Genomic DNA, 23,377 nt, shown 5'->3' with positions numbered 1-23,377 from the left:
CTTGCTACCGCAGCGGCTTCTTCAGCAGCGAATAGCGGTCCGGTTCCAGACCCAGCGGCGAAGTCGGCTGCAACATCGGCGAATCGACCAGCCGTTGCAGCGGACGATCGCCCATGCGTTCGGCAAACCGATCCGAGACGTGCGGATCGCTCGGTGCGTCGCGATGCGTGGTGGAGCCGCGCCAGCGGTCGACCACCGAGTTGACGAAATTGATGTCGTGCCCGTTGTCCGATATCGGCGTGGTCGCAATTGTCGCTTCGCTGCGCGGCAATTGGTGCGCGGGCACTTCCTTGAAGCGCAGCCGCGTCGGCAGCGCGACGCCTTCACCGAACGCCAGCACTTCACGGGTGCCGAGCGACGGCACGAAGGACAGAAGGTTGGCGGCGGCATCCGAGACGGCGGAGCGCAGCAGCCCCTGGTCGCGTTCGTTGGCGAGCCGCATGGCGAACAGCGTGTTGCACTGGGACAGGATGGTGGCGTCGAGTTCGGCCGGACGCTGGGTGATGAGGCCGAGATAGACGCCGTATTTGCGGCCTTCCTTGGCGATGCGCGAGACCGCCTTGCGGGTCGGGCCGAAGCCGATGGTGCGGTCGGCGGACGCATAACGATGCGCTTCCTCGCAGACGAACAGCAGCGGCGAGGCGCCGTCGCTCCACAGGCCGAAATCGAATGCCATGCGGCACAGCACCGAGACGACGGAATCCACCACGTCGGCGGGAAAGCCCGCGAGTTGCATCACCGTCATCGGCTTGCCGTTGGCGGGCAGGCGGAACAGGTGGCTGATGACTTCGGCCATGCTGTCGCCGCCGACATTGGCGTTCTCGAACATAAAGCTGTAGCGCGCATCGTTGCGCACGACTTCGATGCGCTGGATCAGCTTGTGATAGGTGATGCGCGAGGAGCGATTTTCCAGCCTGCCCATGCGTTCGTCGATCAGCGAGATCAGATCGACCAGGCGATAGGGCACCGGCGTATCGGGCGTGAAGCCGGAGGCGCGCGGCTCGGAGCGCTTCAATCCGTGCCGGTCGGAGTTGCCGTATTGCAGATAGGTCGCCTTGGCGATCGGGATGACTTCGGAGAGGACTTCCATTTCATCGGGCACGCCGGGACGGCCGCCGAACAGAACGTCCACGAACTCCTCGAAATTGAACAGCCAGAACGGCAATTTGAGATTGCGCGGGTTCAGCACCTGCGCGCGCGAACCGAAGCAGCGGCCGTATTCGTTGTGCACGTCGAGCAGAAAGACGCGCAGGTTCGGCCGCGCCAGCAGGATCTCGTTGAGCAGCAGCGAGACGCTGGTCGATTTGCCGACGCCGGTGGAGCCGAGCACGGCGAAGTGCTTGCTCAGCATTTCCTCGATGTTGACGTAGGCCGAGATCGCCGAATCCTGCTGTAGCGCGCCGATGTTGACCTGATCGCGGCCCGTGGGCGTGTAGATGGTGCGCAGCTCGTTGGTCGTCAGGATGTCGACGGCATCGCCGATGGTCGGATAGGACGTGACGCCGCGCTGGAAGCGGCCTTCGTGCGAGATTTCACCCAGCAGGTCCACCGACGCGACGGCAATATGGTTGTCGCGCATGTCGATGTTCTCGCGCGACATCTCGGTGATCATCGCGACGATGGTCGCCCGGGCGCTCCGGATGCCGAAGAACTGGCCGACGGTGGCGTGCAGAGTGGTGGGCGTCACCTCGGGGCTGGCCATGACACCGATACGGGCTTGTGAGCCCCGCACGGAGACGACACGGCCAAGGGCGGCGATCTGGGGAACGGGCGGATTCAGCATGTGAGTTTGGCTTCGGAGACCTGTTTTCCGGCCAACTATGCGCCCGCCATGTTGCAGAAATTGTTAAGGGATAGCGGAGTTTGGTCGGGTTTGGGCAGGCCGAACTGCCGCCCTTTCGGGGGCTCGGCGTCTCCGGTGCCGATTTTGCAGCCTTTGTCGCCATTATCTAATGGCGCCAGGAGCCGGGCGGCTGCCACGGCTTAAATACATTGTTTACCGTCTCGAAGGAGGGCGGTGGTTCCATACCGTGGGGATGGCGGGCGGAAAGGGGTAGACCGCCGCCCGTTCGCACTTTATATCCACCCCGCGATCGCGATTTGCCGGCCGATTTGAGACGCCCTGCGTCCTGTGCCGGCAACGCATTGGGGAATGGTGTAACGGTAGCACAACAGACTCTGACTCTGTTTGTCTTGGTTCGAATCCAGGTTCCCCAGCCATCACCGGCTTAAACTTCCACAATTCCTCGCTAATTCAGAACAATTGCAGTCTCTCACGCGATCCTTGTCGCGAAACGCGGATATTCGCAGCCGGATGCCGTGTCAGTACTTCGTGGTGATCGGCTTTTCGTGAGCCTTCGGTGAGAGCTGGAAGGTCAGCCAGACATTCCAGCCTTCCGGCCGGTTTTCGGCGGCGAATTCCTTGTAAGCCTTCACATTGACGTAGCCCTGCATGTCATTGATCGGGAACAGGTAGCCGATCTGCGGGCCGACACCTGCGACACGGGATTTGAAATCTCCCAGCACGGCTCCCGAACCGCTGTCGCCGGTCACCTGCTGGAAGTAATAGCCCACGAGGCCGATCATCCATTGCTTCGTGACGAAGTGCGACGCGCCCAAATCCAGATGGAGATCGACGCCGTTCTGATATTGCGTGGAGGTGTTCTTGAAATTGTAAGTGGCGCCGAGCACGGCAGAGAATTCGTTGCCGGTTTGCGGATTGAAGTAGGTGTAGCCGAAGCCGCTGTCGATCGCGCCGTGGCCGATACCGAGATTGGCGAGGCGTCCCTTCTGATAGGAGCCGACCGGAACGTCGCCGGTGCCGTACCACAAGAAATTGTTGACGCCCTGATTCCACTTCAGCGTGAATTGCGGAATGACGTCGCCGACATCAACCAATGCATCGGTGCGATGGCCGGAGATGGTGTTGCCAAGAGGGCCGGTTAACGTTGCATCGATCGACGCCTGATTTCTGCCGGCGACGCCGAGAAGGCTGACGGCGGCCTGCGCGCCGAGAAAAGGCGTTGCGAATGTGTAGGTCGGGCCGAAAATAGCGAGGTCGCCTTGTCCCTTGAGGCCGGCGACGACCGCGCCGCCGCGCGTGAAGGCCTTGCTTCCGCTCGCATCGACCGACGTGTGATAATAGAGCGTGACCCAGGACCAGCCGGGAGCGCCCGGTGCGGCAGCCAGACTGCCATTTATTCCCGGAAGCCAGAAGCTGATGCCGCCTTCATCGGCATGCGCTGAATTGTTCGATACACCGGCAAAGGCAATGACGCCGACGATCAATCCGAATAAGCGCGGCGAGCTGACCAAGGATCGTTTCATCGCTGCCCCCATGGCGCCTGTCTTTTGAAAAACGCGCGCCGAATCTTCGTGGTGGTCTCAACGTCGCACAGTCCATCGCATCGAGACAGATTTATTTGTACCTTTCACTCAAGGGAACCGTGCCCACTTATGCTTCATCTTAGCATGGATGCTGAATAGGCGATATATATCGCGGATATTGTCTTCGTGAACGATCTCGTGGTCGGGATATCTGTACTTGCTGTGAGGCCTGCGCTTCCGCATGGCGTCGCCCGGGTTAACGTCTATCTGGTGCTGCTGTTCGTACTGGTGAAGCTGCACATCGTCCGTTTCAATCTGTTCTGGAAGGTGTCGCCGCTTCTGGTGCTATGCCTGCTGATGTTCGGATTGTTCATTCCGATGGGGTGGGGCGCGCCGTCGGGGCCAACGCTGGTTGTCAGGCAATCGATTGCGATCGTGCCGGATGTTGCCGGCGAGGTGATCGATGTGCCGGTCGAGCCGAACACGCGCCTGAAGGCAGGAGATGTTCTGTTCAAGATCGATCCGGTTCCTTACCAGGCTCAGGTAGGTGCGCTGGAAGCGCAATTGAAGCTTTCGGAGTTGCGCCTCGCGCAGATGACCCAATTGCTTGAACGCGACTCGGGCCGCGCGTTCGACGTGCAGCAGCGGCAGTCGGAAGTCGACCAGCTCAAGGCACAGCTTGAAGGTGCGAAATGGAATCTGGACAAGACTGTCGTGCGTGCGCCGAGCGATGGCTATGTCACCAACGTCGCGCTGCGCAAGGGCGCGCGGGTTTCCAATCTGCCGTTGTCGCCCGTCATGGCCTTTATCGACACCAGCGACACGCTGATTGGCGTCGAGATTGATCAGATCTACGCGCGCTATCTGAAGGCCGGACAGCCGGTCGAAGTCACTTTCAAGTTTCGGCCGGGACAAGTCTACACCGGCAAGGTTGAAACGGTGCTGCAGGCAATCTCGGCGGGACAGGTCCAGGTCTCGGGCACTGCGGTGACGCCGAAAGGCATTCAGGCCGGGCCGCTTGTTGTTCGGATCAGACTGAACGATGCAGCCGTCGCCGAGGATCTTCCCGCAGGGAGCGCAGGCGCCGCGGCGATTTTCACGGATCACATCAAGTCGGCGCATATCATTCGCAAGGTGCTGCTGCGCCAGATCGCGATTACGAATTACATCAATCCGTTTTAGCCGAGAGGGGCTTGGCGGAGTCTCCGATCTGGATTCGACAGAGGCTTCGCTTTCCGGAGCGGCATGGCCGACTGCGCCAGCGTCGATTCCCTGCGATCATGTCGCGCGCCTCTTCGGCTAAGTATCTCAGCCTCTTGGTTCTTTCTTCTCTCTTGTCTGCAAACACGCAGATCCGCCTGCTGCTTGGCAGCCCCCACGTTGGCCTGCGACCAAAGCGCCGATGGGGGGCATTTGGCTGGAATTGGAGCAAACGGAGGTATATCGGTGGGGAAGCAGGCAGAGTCCGGCATATGATACCGTCCCTGCCTGGATTACGCCGAGAGAAGTCGGTTTTGATCTCGCCGGTCGGTGGCAGACGAACTTCCCGCGACGATAAGTGGGAGAATGTCATGTGGACATTGGACAAAAACGCGATCGGTAGAAAACCGAATGACGGTTCTGCCTCGCCAACCTTAATCCTCATAGCTCTGGGTCTGTTTTCTCTGCTCGTGCTTGGCGCGGCAGACGTGCATCGCGACTTGCTGATTGCTGCGATCTTTGCAGTCGGCGAATACGGCATCGAACCTCTCTTCGTCGGCCCATAGCTTCCTGCGATCGTTTAAGAGACCAGAAAGACAGACGGCGCCCGAAGCGGACGCCGCCGCGACAGTTCTTGTCTCGTCGTTTGATGAAAATCGCTTTCGAGATTCTCCGATAATAATGAAGACGCGCGATCCTCACTGCGGTCGAGAATCGTCTTCATGCGTTTAGCATTCGCTTCCTGCGCACTCGCACGATGAGCCGCGAGAAAAATTAGAATCCTTCAAAATCTAAAACTAGAATCTCTCAAAATATATCGCGTGATATTGTCGCGAGGTATGGAAGCCACACGCGCGTCGGCAATGCCGCTTTTCGATGGCTTCTAATTTCCAAAAACGTGTCAACGCGATTCCGCGTGATAGGAGGACAAAGAAATCCGCGAGGGGCGGAATAAATCGTGGGGCACGAAATGAGCGGCAAGTCGAAGGTTTTCAAACGCGCGATCTGCATGGGCGCGGTCAGTTATCTCGCGCTGATGATCAATGCTCCTTCGACAGTTCACGCGCAAACTTTGCAATCATCATCGTCCGCGCTTCCTGCCGTCACTGTCGATGCGCCGAAGCCGCAAGCGAAACGCCGCGCGGCGGTGCGTCCTTCATCGCGTGTCCGCAGCACATCGAGCAACGTCGCGCGCAACAGGGGCACGGAGCAGGCTCCGGCAAATCCGGCGAATGGGCGTGGCCGCCTCGAGCGCGGCACCGGGCCGGTCGACGGTTATCTTGCTCACCAGAGTGTTTCGGGCACCAAGACTGACACGCCGCTTCTGACAACGCCGCAATCGATCTCGGTAGTCACGCAGGATCAGATCGCCGCGCAAGGCGCACAAAGCGTTCAGGATGCGCTTCAATATACGCCCGGCGTATCGCTCCAGAGCTACGGCGCTAACGCATTCTTCGATGGCTTCAAGATTCGCGGCTTCAACGCGGTGAGCTATCTCGACGGCTTGCGTCTGCCGGCCGACAGCACGACCTTCGCCATCCCGAAAATCGAAACCTACGGTCTCGAGCGGCTGGAAGTCGTGAAGGGTCCGTCGTCCGGTCTCTACGGCCAGACCGAGCCGGGTGGTTTCCTCAACATGGTGAGCAAGCGCCCGACGGCGACGACGCACTACGATTTCGAAACGACATTCGGAAACTTCAACTACAAGCAGGGCGCGTTCGACATCGGTGGTCCGATCGATAAGAACGGCGAGTTCCTGTACCGCATCGTGGGTCTGGGCCGGCTGGCCGACACACAGACCGACTTCATGCAGAACAACATGGCGTTCATTGCGCCGAGCTTCACATGGCGTCCGACCAACGACACCAGCTTCACGATCCTGTCGCAGTATCAGAAGATCGACAACAAGGGTTACCAGCAATATCTGCCCGGCCAGGTCACCTTTCTGCCAAATCCGAACGGGCACGTTCCGTACAATACGTATATCGGCGAGCCGGCATTCGATGGTTACAAGCTGGAACAGAAGTCCATTGGCTATGCGTTCGAGCACCGCTTCGACAACAACCTCCAGTTCCGCCAGAACTTCCGTTACATGGAAGTGGACAACGATCTGCGGTCAGTTCGTTCGGAAGGCATGGATCCCGCCAATCCGACGCAGCTTGTCGCGCGTTCCTACAATTACGTGAAGGCGCATTCGCAGAACGTCACACTCGACAATCAGTTGCAGGCCGATTTCCGCACTGGCCCGGTTACGCACAAGGTGCTGCTCGGTTTTGACTTCCTGCATCAGACAGGTCACGTCGATTATCGAACCCAGGGCAGTCAGGCGTTCGGCGGCACGTTCCCCAGCATCAACCCTTACAATCCGGTCTATGGCGCAGTTCCAACTCCGTTCGACGCCCTGTCACCGTTCATCCTGAACAACAACAAGATCGATCAGGCCGGCCTTTACGCCCAAGATCAGATGAAGCTTGACCGCTGGACGCTGACGCTCACGGGGCGGCAGGATTTCGTCAACACGAGCCTGACCAGTCTGTCTCCGGCATTTTATCCGCCTCCCAATGCGTATTCGCGCAGCGATTCCGCACAGACCGGTCGTGTGGGTCTGAACTATTTGTTCGATAACGGCGTGTCGCCCTACATCAGCTATTCGACGTCGTTCGTGCCGAATACGGGCGCTGCCGCCGGTAGCACAACTCCGTTCAAGCCGACGACAGGCGACGGCAAGGAAATCGGCGTCAAGTTCATGCCCAACGGCATGAACCTGATGATGACCGCGGCGCTGTTTGAGATCAATCAGAACGATATTCTGACGGGCAATCCGACGATCTTCTTTACGAGTTTGCAGACCGACTCGGCGCGCTCGCGCGGCTTCGAGTTCGAGGTGCGCGGAAACGTGACCCGCGAACTGGAAATCATTGGCGGTTACACCCGGCTGGATACAAAGATCACGAAAAGCCTGGCGCCGGCTGCGGCCAACAATCTCGGCAAACACCTTCAGGCCGCCCCTGAAGATCAGGCATCTCTCTGGGCCAAATACACATGGTATAACGGCCCAATGGCGGGTTTTGGCCTTGGCGCGGGTGTGCGCTATGTCGGCAAGAGCTGGGGCGACGGACAGAACACGTTCGTCATCCCCGACCATACGCTCCTCGACGCGGCTGTCAGTTATGACTTCTCCTATCTGCGCCCGGACATGAAAGGCTGGAGCGCGCAGATCACCGCAAAGAACCTGACCAACAAGTATTACGTCGAGTCGTGCCTGACTGGTCTGGCCTATTGCGGTCTTGGAACGGCCCGTACGGTTCTGGGCACGCTGCGATACAGCTGGAAATAAAAGGAGTCCAAATTGGCGGCGAGCAAGTCACTGCGGCGGTGGGGATGGGTGCACAAATGGTCGAGCATCATTTGCACGGCCTTCATGCTGCTGTTGTGCGTGACGGGCCTGCCGCTGATCTTCCACGAGGAGATCGATGACGTCCTGCATTCGCAGGTGAAGGCGGCGGATGTGCCTGCGGGCACGCCGCTTGCCAACCTCGACGATGTCGTCGCGGCGGTGAAGGCGCAGAAGCGGGACATGGTGCCGCATTTCCTGATCTGGGATCGCGACGATCCGAACGCACTGATGGTAAGCGTCGGCAAGACCATCGATGCCGATCCGTCAAAGAACACGCTCGCGCGCGTGGATGCGCATACGGCGAAATATCTCGACGCGCCGGATGTCACCGGCCGTTTCACCTACATCATGCTGAAGCTGCACACCGATATGTTTGCCGGTCTGCCGGGCAAATTGTTTTTGGGCTTCATGGGCATCCTGTTCTGCGTGGCGATCATTTCCGGCATCGTGGTCTATGCGCCGTCGATGCGGAAACTCGACTTCGGCACTTACCGGCGCGAGCGGAAGCGGGTGGTGCGCTGGCTCGATGTGCACAATCTCGCGGGCATTCTTTTGGTGATGTGGACGCTGGTCGTCGGCTTCACCGGCGTCATCAACACCTGGGCCGATCTCGTCATCAAGTACTGGCAGTTCGATCAGCTCGCGGCGATGACGGCGCAATACAAGGATCGTCCCGTCGTCATGAACCCGGCCTCGATCAACGAAGCGGTGAAGATTGCGATCAAGGCCGAGCCGGACATGAAGCCGTCCTTCGTTGCGTTTCCGGGCACGATCTTCAGCAGCAAGAGCCATTATGCCGTGTTCATGCGCGGCGACACGCCTTTGACATCGCGTCTCTTGAAGCCCGCGCTGATCGATGCGCAGACCGGCGCGATGACGGACAGCCGTGACATGCCCTGGTACGTCTCGACGCTGCTCTTGTCGCAGCCGCTGCATTTCGGCGATTACGGCGGCATGCCGTTGAAGATCCTCTGGGCGATCCTCGACGTCATCACCATCGTGCTTCTGGTCACGGGACTTTATCTCTGGCTGCGGCGACGAAAATCGGGTGTTTCCATCGAGCGCTCCGTCGCGAGCGTCTCGGCACTGGAGCCGCAGACACCATGAGTGGACGCAGCGTTTTTCCCAAGCGTCGCACGCTCGGGCAGATTTTCGCGGTCCCGGCGCTCATCGGTGTCATGAGCATCGTCGGCGTAGTGGCCGCGCTGGTCGGCGATGGCGTGTGGGACGGGTTGTCGTGGCTGATGCTACTCACGCCGGTCGTTATCTACGCGGCCTGCATTTATATTCCGCGCCGTCCGAAAGCGCGCTGACCGGCGGAGAGCCGGTGGGCGAGCGCGATCTATCGTCGCAACCGCCGTGTCCGGGCCGGTGGGGGCGGGACAGTGTCGGCAACGCTGTCGGCGTTGTTCTTGACGTTATCCTTGACCTGGAGGAGCACGTCGAGCGCGGTCTGGATCGCGGCCGTGGATGTTTCGCGCAGCGCCTCGGAGGCGATAGAATCGCGAAGGCTGTCGAGATCGTCGACGAGCCGCCGTCCCATATCGGTCAAATATAGTTGATTGGCCCGCCGGTCGGTGGGGTGAGGACGGCGTTCAAGAAGACCTTGATCGACAAGGCGATCCAGCAACCGCACCAGCGATATAGGCTGCAATTCCATCACTTCCGCGAGATCGACCTGCGACAACCCTTCCTGCTGACGCAATCGAAAGAGCACGATCCATTGGGCGCGCGTGGTCCCGCGGCTCTTGGCGCGGTGTTCGATATAATTGCGCAGCAGCCGGGAAGATTCGACGAGCTGTGTGATGAACTGCCGTTTGAGATCGAGTGACATGGACGCTGGACCGTGACGGTTGCCATGACCAGGGGGGCGGTTTGGTCTGACGAAGAGTTCATTAGCATGTCATGATATTAAGTGCTTGCATACTAAATAATCGCAGTCATATGAGTAATATGTAAGAGTATCGGGTTTACGAGAGACGGAATGACGAAGCCTGGAATGCCTCGCTGGGGATTTTTGCTGATCGCGCTGGTGGCTGTCGGCGCGCTGGCCGCCGCTTGGCGTGGCCTTGGTTCGCACAAGCCCAAGGCAGGTCCGCCGCCAGCGGTTCCGGTGACGATCGCCCCGGTCGAGAAGGCGGATTTCCCGGTCTATCTGTCGGGCCTTGGAACCGTGCAGGGTTTCAACACCGTGCAGGTCCGCACGCGCGTCGATGGCGAGATCACGCAGATCGTTTTCAAGGAAGGGCAGTTCGTCAAGGAAGGCGATCTCCTGGCGCAGATCGATCCGCGCCCGTTCCAGGCGACGCTCGACGCAGCGAAGGCCAAGAAGGTGCAGGACGAGGCGACGCTTAACAACGCCAAGCTCGATCTCGCCCGCTCGACCAAGCTCGGCGAGTTCGCGACCCGCCAGACTGTGGACACCCAGAACGCCAATGTCGCGCAACTCACCGCGCAGATCGCAGGCGATCAGGCCGCGATCGACAACGCGCAGACGCAGCTCGATTACACCAGCATCCGTGCGCCGATCGCCGGCGTCACCGGCATCCGCATGGTCGATGTCGGCAATATCGTCACCGCGGCGGCGCAGACGGCGATCGTGTCCATCGCGCAGGTCGAACCGATCTCCGTGATCTTCACCGCGCCCGAGCAGCAACTGCCCGCGATCGCGGCTGCGATGAAGCGCGGCCCGCTCAAGGTCATCGCCTATACGACAGATGGGCGGAAGCAACTCTCGGAGGGCGTGCTGGCGCTCATCAACAATCAGGTGGATTCCACCAGTGGAACCATCCGCCTGAAAGCGACGTTCGACAACAAGGATCATGCGCTGTGGCCGGGATTGTCGGTTTCCACGCGCCTTCTGATCGAGACGGTCAAGGATGCCACTGTCGTGCCTGAGGATGCCGTGCAGCACGGTCCCGATGGGCTGTTCGCCTTCGCAGTCGGCGAGGGCAACAAGGCCGTGGTGCGGCCGATCAGGGTCCGGGAAACCGGCAACGGCAAAAGCCTGATCGACAGCGGCCTTGCGCCGGGCGAAGAGGTGGTGACGCGCGGCCAATACCGGGTTCAGGCGGGATCGCTTCTGGCCACGAAGGTTGCTGGCTCAGGCGACAACGAACCGAAAGCTGATTGATCATGGCTTACGGCGGCGTTTCGGCTCCTTTCATCCGCTACCCCATCGCAACTTCGTTGCTGATGGTCGGCGTCCTGTTCGTCGGTCTCGTGGCGTATCCGTCGCTGCCGATCGCGCCTCTGCCGCAGGTCGATTTTCCGACCATTCAGGTCTCGGCGAGCCTGCCGGGCGCCAGTCCTGAAACGATGGCGTCGTCGGTCGCCCAGCCGCTCGAGCGGCAGTTCGCGCAGATTCCGGGCGTCGCGCAGTTGACCTCGACGAGCTCGCTCGGCTCGACGGCGGTGACGATCCAGTTCGATCTCAATCGCAATATCGATGGCGCGGCGAATGACGTGCAGGCGGCAATCAATGCCGCGGGCGGCCAGTTGCCGAAAAGTCTTCCCAGCCCGCCGACCTATCGCAAGGTCAATCCGGCGGATGCCCCGATCATGATCCTGTCGGCGACCTCCGACACGATGCCGCTGATCGAGGTCAATGACGCGGTCGACAGCCAGCTCGCCCAGCAACTCAGCCAGATCACCGGCGTCGCCCAGGTCACCATCGGCGGCCAGCAGAAGCCTGCGATCCGCGTGCAGATCGATCCGGCGAAGCTGGTGGCGAAGGGGCTCGGTCTGGAAGACGTGCGCGCCCAGCTGGTGCAGACCACGGTCGACAGTCCGAAGGGCAACATCGACGGCAAGACCCGCAGCTACACGATCTACGCCAACGACCAGTTGCCGGCGTCGAAAGACTGGAACGACGTTATTATTGCCTATCGCAATGGCGGCCCGTTGCGCATCCGCGATATTGGGCAGGCGGTGTCCGGGCCTGAGGACATGAAGCAGGCGGCGTGGGCGAACGGCAAGCGCGGCGTGTTCCTCGTCGTCTTCAAGCAGCCCGGCGCCAACGTCATCGAGACGGTCGACAAGATCAAGGCTCAGTTGCCGCGGCTTGAGAAAGCCATCCCGCCGGCGGTCAAGATTCATATCATGAGCGACCGCACTACGACCATCCGTGCGGCGGTGGAGGACGTGCAGTTCACGCTGCTCCTGACCATCGCTCTCGTGGTGATGGTCATCTTCATCTTCCTGCGCAGTTTCTGGGCGACCGTGATCCCGAGCGTCACGGTGCCGCTGGCACTCTTGGGCGCCTGCGCGCTGATGTGGATGGCGGGTTATACGCTCGACAATTTGTCACTCATGGCGCTCACCATCGCGGTCGGTTTCGTGGTCGACGACGCCATCGTGATGCTGGAGAACATTTCGCGTTACGTGGAGAAGGGGGAGGACCCGTATCGGGCCGCGCTGAAGGGCGCGAGCGAGATCGGCTTCACCATCGTGTCGATCAGCGTGTCGCTGGTCGCGGTGCTGATTCCGCTGCTGCTGATGGGCGGCATCATCGGGCGCCTGTTCCGCGAATTCGCGGTAACGCTGGCGATGACGATTTTCGTCTCCATGATCGTGTCGCTGACGTTGACGCCGATGATGGCGTCCCGCTTCCTGCAACCGCACCAGGAGCACCAGCAGCACGGCAAGTTCTACCAGTGGAGCGAGCGCATGTTCGACGGCATGCTCTATTGGTACGAGCGTGGCCTGAACGTGGTGATGCGCTGGCGCTTCACCACGCTGATGGTGTTCTTCGCGACGCTGGCGCTGTCCGTGATCCTGTTCATCGCGATCCCGAAGGGCTTTTTCCCGCAGCAGGATAACGGCCTGCTGACCGGCGCCTCGCAGGCCGCGCAGGACATTTCCTTCGCCGACATGAAGCGCAAGCAGGAAGAACTCGGCAAGATCGTGATGGACGATCCCGACGTGTATAGCGTCGCGATGGCAATCGGCGGCGGCGGCAGCGCGCTGAATACCGGCCGTCTTTATATTACGCTGAAGCCGCGGGACGAACGGACGGCGCTTGCGCCGCAGATCATCGCGCGCATTCGCGCCAAGGCCGAGAAGGTGGAAGGCGCGAAACTCTATTTGCAGGCGTCGCAGGACGTGCGCCTCGGCGGCCGCGCGACCCGCACGCAATTCGAATACACGTTGCAGGACGCCAACCTTGCAGAACTGAATGAGTGGGCGCCGAAGATTTTGGCGAAGATGGAGACGTTGCCGCAACTGCGCGACGTCGCGACCGACCAGCAGACCAAGGGCACCACACTGACGCTGACCATCGACCGCGATACGGCGTCGCGCTACGGCATCTCGCCGCAATTGATCGACGACACGCTATATGACGCATTCGGCCAGCGTCAGGTCGCGCAGTATTTCACCCAGCTCAACAGCTATCATGTGGTGATGGAAATCCTGCCCGAGATGCAGGGCGATCTGGACAGCCTCCAGAAGATCTACATCAAGTCACCGACGACAGGCGATCAGGTGCCGCTCTCGACCTTCGTGCGCTGGACCACCGATCCGGTGCGGCCGCTGTCGATCAGCCATCAGGGGCAATTCCCGGCGATCACCATCAGCTTCAACCTCGCGCAAGGCGTTGCGCTGGGGCAGGCGACCGACGCGGTGCAGAAGGCGGTGGCCGAGCTTGGCGTGCCGGGCACGTTGAACGGCAGCTTCCAGGGCACCGCGCAGGCGTTCCAGCAATCGCTCAGCACCATTCCGCTCCTGATTTTCGCCGCGCTCATCGTGGTGTATCTCATCCTCGGCATTCTCTACGAGAGCTACATCCACCCGATCACCATTCTGTCGACGCTGCCGTCGGCGGGTGTCGGCGCGCTCGCGACGCTGATGATCTTCGGCTACGACTTCAGCCTCATTGCGCTGATCGGCATCGTGCTTCTGATCGGCATCGTGAAGAAGAACGGCATCATGCTGGTGGACTTCGCGATCGTGGCCGAGCGCGACGAGCATTTGACGCCGGAAGAAGCGATCCACAAGGCGGCGCTGCTGCGTTTCCGCCCGATCATGATGACGACGATGGCGGCGCTGCTCGGCGGCGTGCCGCTGATGCTGGGCCACGGCACCGGTTCGGAAATCCGCCAGCCGCTTGGCTACGCCATGGTCGGCGGCCTGCTTGTCAGTCAGGTGCTGACATTGTTCACGACGCCGGTGATCTATCTTTACCTCGATCGCCTGTCGAACTGGATGTCGCAGTTCGGGCGCGGAACGCCGTCCGATAGCGATCATTCCGAGCCGCCGAGCGCGGTGTCGGAGGCGGCGGAGTAGTAGGGCTTACCCGCGCAAGCCGTCAGATCTTGCGGAAGATCACGCTGGCGTTGACGCCGCCAAAACCGAACCCGTTTGAAAGCACGTGATCGATCTTCATTTTGCGGGCCTGCCCGCGGATGAGATCGACGCCCTCCGCGGCGTCGTCGGGATCGTCGAGATTCAGCGTCGCGGGCGCGATCTGGTCGCGCAGCGACAGCACCGAATAGATTGCTTCGAGACCACCAGCGGCACCGAGAAGATGGCCCGTCGCCGATTTGGTCGAACTCACCGCCACGCTGTTGTTTGTCCCGAACACCGATTTGATTGCGGTCAGTTCGCCGAGATCGCCCACCGGCGTCGAAGTGGCGTGGGCGTTGAGATACTGGATCTGCGACGGATCAAGCCCCGCCTGTTGCAGCGCCTGTACGACCGCGCGGCGCGCGCCGTCGCCATCCTCGGGGCCGGACGTCATGTGGTAGGCGTCGGCGCTGGTGCCGTAGCCGATCAGCTCCGCGATCGGTTTGGCTCCGCGCGCGAGTGCATGCTCCAGTTCTTCGATCACGAGAAGGCCCGCGCCTTCGCCCATCACGAAACCATCGCGCGCCTTGTCGAACGGGCGCGAGGCCCGCTCGGGCGTGTCGTTGAAACCGGAGGAGAGTGCGCGGGCCGCCGCGAAGCCGCCAAGCGCGGTGCGCTCGACGCAGGCTTCCGCGCCGCCCGCCAGCGCGATGTCGGCTTCGCCCGCGCGGATGATCCGCGCGGCATCGCCGATCGCCTGCACGCCGGCGGCGCAGGCCGTCACCGGCGCGCCCAGCGCGCCCTTGAAGCCATGCTTGATCGAGACCTGACCGGCAGCGAGATTGACGAGGAAGGAGGGAACGGTGAAGGGCGACAGCCGCCGCACGCCGCGCGAATCCGCAAGCCGCACGGAATCGGCGATGGCCGGGAAGCCGCCGACGCCGGAACCGATGATGGTCGCGGTCCGTGTGCGGTCCTTTTCCTCGGCCGGGTGCCAGTTCGCCTGCGCCACTGCTTCCTCAGCCGCGAGCAGCGCGAACAGGATGAAGCGGTCCATCTTCTTCTGGTCTTTGACCGGAGCCGCGCAGTTCGGATCGAAGCCGGCTTCCGGGTCCTCGGTGGTGTCCGGCACGAGGCCCGCCACCTTGCAGGGCAGGTCGGCGCAGGCTGCCTCGGGCAGACGGCGAATGCCCGATTTTCCGGCGGTCAGCCGTGACCAGTTGGTTTCCACGCCGCAACCCAGCGGGGACACCGCACCCATACCCGTAACAACAATCCGTCGCATCGTCCTGCCTTGCCGGAGAAATCTGTCGGTACAGACCTAGGCGACTACGGGGCGTTTGTCACGGCGGATCGACAGGGCGGCGAGCGATGCAATCAGGCACAGGAGCCCGGCTGTGAAGAACGCGGGCAAATAGCTGGCCAGATAGGTCCGCGACAATCCGGCACCTAGCGCCACCGAGGCGGCGCCGATCTGGTGGCCGGCGAAAATCCAGCCGAACACCAGATTGGTGCGCTCGGCTCCGAAGGTCGAGGCGGTCAGGCGCACGGTCGGGGGGACCGTGGCGATCCAGTCGAGCCCGTAGAACACCGCGAACAGCGACAGGCCGTAGAAGGTGAAGTCGGTGAACGGCAGCATCATCAGCGAGAGTCCGCGCAGGCCGTAGTACCAGAACAGCAGCCAGCGATTGTCGTAGCGGTCCGACAGCCAGCCGGACATGATGGTGCCGATGAAATCGAAGATGCCCATCGCCGCCAGCAGCGTTGCGGCGCCCGTGGCGGGAATCGAATAGTCGGCGCACAGCGTAATAAAGTGCGTCTGGATCAGGCCATTGGTGCTGGCACCGCAGATATAGAAGGTGAAGAACAGCACCCAGAAGACGCGGCTTTGCGAGGCCTCCCTCAATGCGCCGAGAGCAGCCGATGTGATCGGCGCATTCGCGGGTGCGGGCGGAGGGATCGGCGTGCTGCCGTCATCGCCAAAGGGGCGCAGCGCGAGATCGGACGGACGGTCGCGCACCACCAGAAGCACGGCAAGTGCGGCGACGGCCATCAGCACGCAGAGCGCGCCGGTGGCGACGCGCCAGCTATAGAGTTCGGTGAGCTTCGCCATCACCGGCAGAAACAGAAGCTGGCCGGTGGCCGAACTCGCGGCGAACATCCCGACGACCAATCCGCGCCGCGCGGTGAACCAGCGCGCGGCGACCGTCGCGCCGAGCACCAATGCAGTCATGCCGGTGCCGAGGCCGACGACGAATCCCCACAGCACGATCAGTTGCCAGACTTCGGTCATGAACAGCGAGAGCACGAGGCCCGAGATGATCGTCGTCAGCGCGCAGAGCACGACATTGCGCATGCCGTAGCGGTTGATGAGGGCTGCGGCGAAGGGGGCCACCAGCCCGTACAGCAGCAGGCGGATCGACAGCGCGCTGGAGATTTCCGCGTTGCTCCAGTGAAATTCCTGCTCCAGCGGCACGATGAACACGCCCGGCGCGCTGATCGAGGCGGCGCTCGCCAGCGTCGTCAGGAAGGTCGCGGCGACGACGGCCCATCCGTAATAGATGTCGCGGGAGGCAACGCGCGCCGAGAGCCAGTTCGAGATCATGGTCGGTCCTGTGGGGCAAGTCGGAAACTGAGAGTATGATAAGTATCATATCACGAGGATTGGATCACAATCCCTTTACGGAGCGGCTTCTTTCGTATTATATGATACGTGACATATAAAGGACAGGCCATGCGTTACGCGCGGGATCACAAAGCGGCGACCCATGAGAAAATTCTGAAAGGCGCGGTCATGCGTCTGAAGGAAAATGGTTCAGCCGGCATCGCCATCGCGGAATTGATGGAGGAGGCGGGACTCACCCATGGCGGCTTCTATGCGCATTTCAAATCCCGCGACGCGCTGATTGAAGAATCCTTCCGCGATGCGCTGGATACGACTGCGCGGCGCTGGCGGGCCCGGGCGGAGAAAGCGCCGAAAGGCGAAGGGCTGGCCGCCATCGTCAATGGCTATCTGACGCGCGAGCATCGCGACGACGTGTCGGGCGGTTGCGCGTTACCGGCGCTGGGCGCCGAACTGGCCCGCTCCAGTACAAAGACGCGGCGGATTTTCACCGCCAAACTTGAAGAGGCGATCGATCTTGTCGCCTCGCAACATGCGGAGCGCCCGACCAGGGCTATGCGCGAAGAGGCGATCGGCGCCATCGCAACCATGGTCGGAAGCCTTCTGCTGGCGCGCGCGGCAGCGGCCGATGAAGAATTATCGGCAGATATTCTCAGGGCGGGCCGGAAGAAGGCGCTGGCGGGGAATGCGGTGCGCGTCAAACGCGCTGTCCCAAAATCCGCACAAGGAAAAGTCGCTCGCTAGCGGCACAGCGCATCTCGTTCTTATGTTGAATATCGCGCTCGCTCCGTTCGGACGCTAAATTGCTTTACGTTCACCAGACGGAGTCGGTCATGACGCAGATTGCTTTTATCGGTCTCGGCAACATGGGCGGGCCAATGGCCGCCAATCTGGTGAAGGCGGGATTTGCGGTTCGCGGTTTCGATCTCGCCGAATCTTCCAAGAAGGCGGCGGCCGCGGCAGGCATCGCCGTTGCAGCCAGCATCAACGATGCGGTGCAGGGAGCCGAAACCGTCATCACCATGTTGCCTGCGGGTCAACATGTCCTCGATGTCTGGAACGAGATCGTGCCGCTGCTCGAGAAGGGCACCCTGATTATCGATTGCTCGACCATCGATGTGGGAAGCGCAGGAGAGGCCCACGAACTGGCGGCGACCGCGGGCCTGCGTTCGGTCGATGCGCCGGTGTCCGGCGGCACCAATGGCGCGAAGAACGCGACATTGACCTTCATGGCGGGCGGCGATCCCAAGGCATTCGCCGCCGCAAAGCCGATCCTGGAAAAGATGGGTGCCAAAATCATCCATTGCGGCGAGGCAGGCGCGGGGCAGGCGGCGAAGATCTGCAACAATATGATCCTCGGCATTTCGATGATCGGCGTCTGCGAGGCGTTCACGCTCGGCGAGAAACTCGGTCTGTCGCATCAGGCGCTGTTCGATGTCGCGTCCACCTCCTCGGGACAATGCTGGTCGCTGACGAGCTATTGTCCGGTACCGGGTCCGGTGCCCGCATCGCCCGCCAATAATGATTACAAGCCGGGCTTCGCCACGGCGCTGATGCTGAAGGACCTGCGATTGTCGCAGGAGGCGGCGCGCGCGGCCGGCGCGTCCACGCCGCTCGGCGCGCATGCGCAGGCGCTTTATCAGGCTTTTTCGGATGCCGGACACGGCATGGTGGACTTTTCCGGCATCATCGCGCAACTCAGGGCCCAGTCGAAGGGATGAAGCCGGTTTGATGTCGTGAGCGCGCCGGATGTTGCCATTATCGGGGCCGGTCCGGCCGGCCTGATCGCGGCCGAAACGGTGGCGGCGGCAGGCGCGTCGGTCATCGTGTACGACCGGATGCCGTCGGTCGCGCGCAAATTTCTGATGGCCGGGCGGGGCGGGCTCAACCTCACCCACAGCGAGCCGCTCGATATTTTCCTTGCGCGCTATAACAACGCGCCGCCGCTTCTGCGCGCGACGATCGAGGCGTTTCCGCCGGAGGCGTTGCGCGACTGGGCGCATGGGCTCGGGCAGGACACCTTCATCGGCTCGAGCGGGCGGGTCTTTCCCAAAACCTTCAAGGCCTCGCCGTTGCTGCGGGCGTGGCTGTCACGGCTGGAAAGTCTTGGCGTGCGGTTCGCGCTTCGTCATCGATGGCTTGGCTGGGACGAGAATGGTGCGCTGCGTTTCGAGACGCCGCAGGGCGAGCAAAGCATGCGACCGCACGCGACGATCCTCGCACTCGGCGGCGCAAGCTGGCCTCGGCTGGGGTCGAACGGCGACTGGCGCGACATCCTGTCGGCGCAGGGGATCGCGGTCAGCGAACTGAAACCAGCGAATTCCGGTTTCCGCGTCGCATGGAGTGACTCCTTTCGGGAGCGGTTCGAAGGCCAGCCGCTCAAGAACGTGGCGCTCGGCTATGAGGCGCGCACATCGCGCGGCGAGATCGTCATCACGAAGGACGGCATCGAAGGCGGCGGCATCTATGCGTTGTCGGCGGCATTGCGCGAGGGCGTTGCCGCGAAGGGACATGCCACGCTCACCGTCGATCTGCGCCCGGATCTCACCTTGCCGGATCTCGTGGCGCGGCTGTCGCGTCCACGCGGCAAGCAGTCGATCGCGACATTTTTACGTAAAGCGCTAACCTTGCCGCCGCACGCGATAGGGCTTCTGCATGAGGCCGCATTGCATCGTGACACGATGCTTTCGGCCATGCCGCCGGAGGAGCTGGCGCGCCTGATCCGCGCGCTGCCCGTACGGGTGGAAGGGGCGGCGTCCCTGGCGCGGGCGATTTCGACCGCGGGCGGGGTGGCTTTTTCGGAGGTCGGTCCGGATTTCAGCCTGCGTTCGCGGCCCGATGTCTTTGTCGCGGGCGAGATGCTCGACTGGGAGGCGCCGACCGGCGGATATCTCCTGCAGGCCTCTTTTGCCACCGGCGTCGCGGCCGGGCGGGGCGCGCTGGCCCGGGTGGGCCGTTAAGAATTTCGGACGATAGAACTATGGCGGTGTCGCATAAAACCGCTAGGCTGTCCGGGAACCACAACCTCGTTCGTCTCTTTCGCGTTGCAAAATAACGATAATCGGGAGTGAAACATGAAGTCCAAATATCTGTCGGCAATCTCGGCCCTGGCCCTTCTCTGCGCGGCCGGCCCGGCATTCGCCGCCGAGGGCGTCAAGATTGGTGTCTTGAACGATCAGTCCGGCGTCTACGCTGATTTCGGCGGCAAATGGTCGGTCGAAGCCGCCCAAATGGCCATCGATGATTTCGGCGGCTCCGTGCTCGGCCAGAAGATCGAACTGGTTAACGCCGACCACCAGAACAAGCCCGACCTCGGCGTGAGCATCGCGCGCCGCTGGTACGATGTCGAACATGTCGACATGATCACCGAACTGACGACATCTTCTGTCGCGCTCGCCGTGCAGGAACTCTCGAAGCAGGAAAAGAAGATCGACATGGTGGTCGGCGCGGGCTCGTCGCGCATCACCGGCGACCTCTGCTCGCCTTACGGCTTCCACTGGGCCTATGACACGCATGCGCTCGCTGTCGGCACCGGCGGTGCCTTGACCGAGGCGGGCGGCAACACCTGGTTCTTCCTGACCGCCGACTATCAGTTCGGCTATTCGCTGGAGCAGGACACCGCCGCGATCGTGAAGGAAAAGGGCGGCAAGGTGCTGGGCGCGGTGCGTCACCCGCTGAACACCTCCGACTTCTCGTCGTTCCTGTTGCAGGCGCAAAGCTCGAAGGCGAAGGTCATCGGCCTTGCCAACGCCGGTCTCGACACCTCGAACGCCATCAAGCAGGCGTCTGAATTCGGCATCGTGCAGGGCGGCCAGAAGCTCGCGGCGCTGCTGTTCACGCTGGCGGAAGTGCACGGCCTCGGCCTTCAGGCGGCGCAGGGCCTGCAACTGACCGAGAGCTTCTACTGGGATCGGGACGACAGGTCGCGCGATTTCGCCAACCGCTTCTTCAAGAAGACCGGCCGGATGCCCAACATGGTCCAGGCCGGTACCTATTCGGCCGTGACCTCGTACCTGAAGGCTGTGAAGGCCGCCGGGACCAAGGATACCGAAGCCGTCACCAAGAAGCTGAAGGAAATGCCGGTGGATGATGCCTTCACCTCGCACGGCAAGGTTCTCGCCAACGGCCGCATGGTCACCGACCTCTATCTGTTCGAGGTCAAGAAGCCTTCGGAAAGCAAGAAGCCGTGGGATTATTACAAGGTGATCGCCACCGTGCCGGGCGACAAGGCCTACCCGACCGCGAAGGAAAGCGGCTGCCCGCTGACCAAGTAAGTTCCGGTCAAGATAAAGAATCCGCGTCACGCGAAAGCGTGGCGCGGATTTTTTGCGGCTATGACGTCCCTGTCGAGGTTACCGCATCCGTTATCAGGGCAATAAAGCCAAAGCTTCCGGCGGCGAGACAGACGGCTGACCATCCCCCGTATGACCACGCTAAGCTGGCTGCGGCTGCGCCGATACCGCCTCCGATGAAGAACAGGCCGACATAGAGACCGTTGATGCGGCCTCGCGCTTCTGGCTGTAGCAAGTTGATGGCACGGCGGCCAAGAATCTGGTCGCAGGTGAAGCCGATGTCGAGAAGGATCGCACCGAGACCTTCTACGGTGAGCGCCAATGTTCGTGACGAGACGAATTCAGCCAATGCACACAGCACGGGCGCCACGATAATGAGAAGATGCGATGCGCATAATCCCCGCCGTGTCCAGCCGCGATCGCCCATCCGGCCCGCTAGCGGTGTCGCAATCGCGCCGGCTGCGCCGACCAGCGCGAAGATCGCAATGCCGCGCGCTGTGAGGTTGAAGGGGCTGGCGGATAGCCGGAGTGCAATGGCAGTCCAGTAGGCGGAGAAGGATGCCATGGCCAGCGAGGCCGTCCATGAGCGCACGCGCAAGACCGGTTCATCGCGCCACAATGTCCAGAACGACCCCAGCAGCCCGGCGTAGCTTATGCGTGCGGCGGGCTGCAGCGAGGGAAGGCGTCGCATCAGAGCGATGGCAAGAACTGCGATCGCCGCAGCAGAGGCCGCATAGAATCCGCGCCAGTCCCAAGCATCCGCCCGCTATTAAACTCGCGAGCGGGCGAGACAGCATGATACCGATCATTAATCCACCCATCACATCGCCGATGACGCGCCCGCGTTCGGATGGATGCGCCATCGCAGCGATGAGCGGCACGAGCATCTGGATCGCGGAGCAGAAGACGCCGAGCACGAACACGCACAGCAGCAAAAGGGAGGGTGTCGGTGCGAGTGCGGTGCAGATCGCGGCAGTGACGGTGCAGGCGAGCGTGAAGCCAATGAGGTTGCGGTTTTCAAAGATGTCGGCGAGCGGCACCAGCAGAAACAATCCGGTGGCGTATCCGAGCAGGGTCGAGGTGCTGACCATGCCAGCCTGTGCGGTGGATATGCCGAAGGACGAGCCGATCAACGCGACAAGGATTTGTGGCGCGGACAGGTTAGTCACAATGACGCCGGTGGCGAGGGCACCCAGCCGGATGAAGGAGCGGGAAACGGTTTGTTGAGGGTCGGGAAGGGTCGTGGCCGGAAGCAGGGTCATTGAAAGCCTCGCAAATGATCGCGAGGCCCTTTAAGCAGCACGCATAATATGCAACAATTCAATTATATCGATAATCAATATGCGTGTTGGTCATGAATACCAATGATCTGGTCGCCTTCGTCGCGGTAGTCGAAACCGGCTCCATCGTCGCCGCGTCCGCGCGGCTGAATCTGACCCAGCCGGGGGTGACGCGCCGCGTGCAGAATCTCGAAGACATGCTTGGTGTGGAATTGCTCGACCGGCAATCGAAGCCATTGAAACCAACAACGGCAGGTCGCGAAGCGTATGAGCAGGGGCGCCGGGTGTTGCGGACGCTGGACGATCTTAAATCGGGGGTTGCGGCCGATGGCGTCGTGCGCGGCGAATTCCGCCTGGGCATTACACCTTATTTATCCGAAGCCGGTTTGAGCGTGCCGCTGGATAGGCTGCGCGCGCAATTTCCATCGCTGAGCCTGCGGGTCATTTCCGGCTGGTCGCTGGAGCAGACGGAGCGGGTTGGCCGCAACGAACTCGATGCCGCTGCGATCTGTCTGCCTGACGGTGTCGCGCCACCGGAAGAACTAGAATGTGACGATCTCGGAACGCAGGCTGTCATTTTCGTCGTCCCTCGCGACATGAAGGTGCCGAAGACGATTGGCCTGCCGGACCTGTCGCGCCTGCCATGGGTCATCAATCATGATGGCTGCGGATTTCGCAGGGCGCTCAAGCGCCGGTTTGACGCAGCGCATCTGCCGTTTCAGATTGCTGTGGAGGCGATCGACCCGGAGCTTCGATTGTCGCTGGTCGCGCGCGGCATGGGAATTGGACTGGCAACGCCTGCGGCTTTGAAGCGCAGCCCCTTTCGCAGCAAGCTGAAGATCGTCAAGGTCGAAAACTTCGAACCCGCCGTGAGGGCATGGGTCGTTCATCGTCCGCCGGCCGGCCGTCTGGCGGCTCCGATCGAAGCCTTCCGCGATGCGCTCGCTCTGGAGCTTCATGAAGTGCGCTGAAG

The 23,377-nt window shown here is 61.7% G+C and carries 17 protein-coding genes, 1 tRNA gene and 1 pseudogene; 13 read left to right on the top strand and 6 right to left on the bottom strand.

Annotated elements, in window-relative coordinates; genetic code table 11:
* Positions 1-4: 4 nt before the first annotated feature.
* Positions 5-1,783: an ATP-binding protein gene (locus tag AC1RNA_RS13420; protein ID WP_492951426.1), complete on the bottom strand. Its 1,779-nt coding sequence runs from the start codon at positions 1,781-1,783 to the stop codon at positions 5-7.
* A gap of 363 nt (positions 1,784-2,146) precedes the next feature.
* Between AC1RNA_RS13420 and AC1RNA_RS13415 the strand changes: the two genes are divergently transcribed.
* Positions 2,147-2,220, top strand: a tRNA-Gln gene (locus AC1RNA_RS13415).
* Between the two features lie 102 nt (positions 2,221-2,322).
* Here the strand turns inward: AC1RNA_RS13415 and AC1RNA_RS13410 are convergent.
* A complete protein-coding gene (locus tag AC1RNA_RS13410; protein ID WP_492951425.1) occupies positions 2,323-3,327 on the bottom strand; it encodes a SphA family protein in 1,005 nt (334 codons plus the stop codon).
* 186 nt (positions 3,328-3,513) lie between these two features.
* Between AC1RNA_RS13410 and AC1RNA_RS13405 the strand changes: the two genes are divergently transcribed.
* The 5 genes from AC1RNA_RS13405 (at position 3,514) to AC1RNA_RS13385 (ending at position 9,237) form a co-directional block, all read left to right on the top strand.
* Complete coding sequence (locus tag AC1RNA_RS13405) at positions 3,514-4,509, top strand: HlyD family secretion protein (protein WP_492951424.1); 996 nt, start codon at positions 3,514-3,516, stop codon at positions 4,507-4,509.
* A 389-nt stretch (positions 4,510-4,898) separates the two neighbouring features.
* Positions 4,899-5,093 (top strand): hypothetical protein, encoded by a 195-nt coding sequence (locus AC1RNA_RS13400; protein WP_009339188.1) that lies wholly within the window; start codon positions 4,899-4,901, stop codon positions 5,091-5,093.
* Between the two features lie 404 nt (positions 5,094-5,497).
* Positions 5,498-7,864 carry a TonB-dependent siderophore receptor gene (locus tag AC1RNA_RS13395; protein WP_492951423.1) on the top strand — a complete coding sequence of 789 codons (2,367 nt, stop codon included), beginning with the start codon at positions 5,498-5,500 and terminating at the stop codon, positions 7,862-7,864.
* A gap of 12 nt (positions 7,865-7,876) precedes the next feature.
* Positions 7,877-9,031 carry a PepSY-associated TM helix domain-containing protein gene (locus AC1RNA_RS13390; protein WP_492951422.1) on the top strand — a complete coding sequence of 385 codons (1,155 nt, stop codon included), beginning with the start codon at positions 7,877-7,879 and terminating at the stop codon, positions 9,029-9,031.
* On the top strand, positions 9,028-9,237 hold the full coding sequence (locus tag AC1RNA_RS13385) for a hypothetical protein (protein ID WP_492951421.1): 210 nt from the start codon (positions 9,028-9,030) through the stop codon (positions 9,235-9,237). Before AC1RNA_RS13390 ends, AC1RNA_RS13385 begins: the two co-directional genes overlap by 4 nt.
* A gap of 29 nt (positions 9,238-9,266) precedes the next feature.
* On the opposite strand, the gene AC1RNA_RS13380 is transcribed toward AC1RNA_RS13385, so the two are convergent.
* The gene (locus tag AC1RNA_RS13380; protein WP_009339201.1) at positions 9,267-9,758 is read right to left on the bottom strand and encodes a MarR family winged helix-turn-helix transcriptional regulator; all 492 of its coding nucleotides are present in this window, start codon (positions 9,756-9,758) and stop codon (positions 9,267-9,269) included.
* A 150-nt stretch (positions 9,759-9,908) separates the two neighbouring features.
* Here AC1RNA_RS13380 and AC1RNA_RS13375 point away from each other — a divergent pair, with 150 nt between their 5' ends.
* Both AC1RNA_RS13375 and AC1RNA_RS13370 read left to right on the top strand, forming a co-directional pair.
* Entirely contained in the window at positions 9,909-11,057 is a 1,149-nt protein-coding gene (locus tag AC1RNA_RS13375) for an efflux RND transporter periplasmic adaptor subunit (RefSeq protein ID WP_492951420.1), read from the top strand.
* A 2-nt stretch (positions 11,058-11,059) separates the two neighbouring features.
* A complete protein-coding gene (locus AC1RNA_RS13370) occupies positions 11,060-14,209 on the top strand; it encodes a multidrug efflux RND transporter permease subunit (RefSeq protein WP_492951419.1) in 3,150 nt (1,049 codons plus the stop codon).
* 22 nt (positions 14,210-14,231) lie between these two features.
* On the opposite strand, the gene fabF is transcribed toward AC1RNA_RS13370, so the two are convergent.
* Both fabF and AC1RNA_RS13360 read right to left on the bottom strand, forming a co-directional pair.
* Positions 14,232-15,494, bottom strand: coding sequence for a beta-ketoacyl-ACP synthase II (gene fabF, locus AC1RNA_RS13365; protein WP_492951418.1), 1,263 nt, complete (start codon positions 15,492-15,494; stop codon positions 14,232-14,234).
* A gap of 36 nt (positions 15,495-15,530) precedes the next feature.
* Complete coding sequence (locus AC1RNA_RS13360; RefSeq protein ID WP_492951417.1) at positions 15,531-16,814, bottom strand: MFS transporter; 1,284 nt, start codon at positions 16,812-16,814, stop codon at positions 15,531-15,533.
* 129 nt (positions 16,815-16,943) lie between these two features.
* On the opposite strand from AC1RNA_RS13360, the gene AC1RNA_RS13355 reads away from it, so the two are divergent.
* The 4 genes from AC1RNA_RS13355 to AC1RNA_RS13340 all read left to right on the top strand — a co-directional run bounded on the left by AC1RNA_RS13355 (position 16,944) and on the right by AC1RNA_RS13340 (position 21,106).
* Positions 16,944-17,576 (top strand): TetR/AcrR family transcriptional regulator, encoded by a 633-nt coding sequence (locus tag AC1RNA_RS13355; protein WP_492951416.1) that lies wholly within the window; start codon positions 16,944-16,946, stop codon positions 17,574-17,576.
* Between the two features lie 89 nt (positions 17,577-17,665).
* Complete coding sequence (gene mmsB, locus AC1RNA_RS13350; protein WP_492951415.1) at positions 17,666-18,553, top strand: 3-hydroxyisobutyrate dehydrogenase; 888 nt, start codon at positions 17,666-17,668, stop codon at positions 18,551-18,553.
* Positions 18,554-18,568: 15 nt separating this feature from the next.
* On the top strand, positions 18,569-19,792 hold the full coding sequence (locus tag AC1RNA_RS13345) for a TIGR03862 family flavoprotein (RefSeq protein WP_492951414.1): 1,224 nt from the start codon (positions 18,569-18,571) through the stop codon (positions 19,790-19,792).
* Positions 19,793-19,906: 114 nt separating this feature from the next.
* Entirely contained in the window at positions 19,907-21,106 is a 1,200-nt protein-coding gene (locus AC1RNA_RS13340) for an ABC transporter substrate-binding protein (RefSeq protein ID WP_009339210.1), read from the top strand.
* 58 nt (positions 21,107-21,164) lie between these two features.
* On the opposite strand, the pseudogene AC1RNA_RS13335 reads toward AC1RNA_RS13340, so the two are convergent.
* A pseudogene (locus AC1RNA_RS13335) lies at positions 21,165-22,386 on the bottom strand (MFS transporter).
* Between the two features lie 92 nt (positions 22,387-22,478).
* On the opposite strand from AC1RNA_RS13335, the gene AC1RNA_RS13330 reads away from it, so the two are divergent.
* Positions 22,479-23,375, top strand: coding sequence for a LysR family transcriptional regulator (locus AC1RNA_RS13330; RefSeq protein WP_009339212.1), 897 nt, complete (start codon positions 22,479-22,481; stop codon positions 23,373-23,375).
* Positions 23,376-23,377 lie beyond the last annotated feature (2 nt).

This window comes from Afipia sp. GW821-FHT14H12 (assembly GCF_058803465.1).
This window is presented reverse-complemented; position numbering and strand designations above follow the sequence as displayed.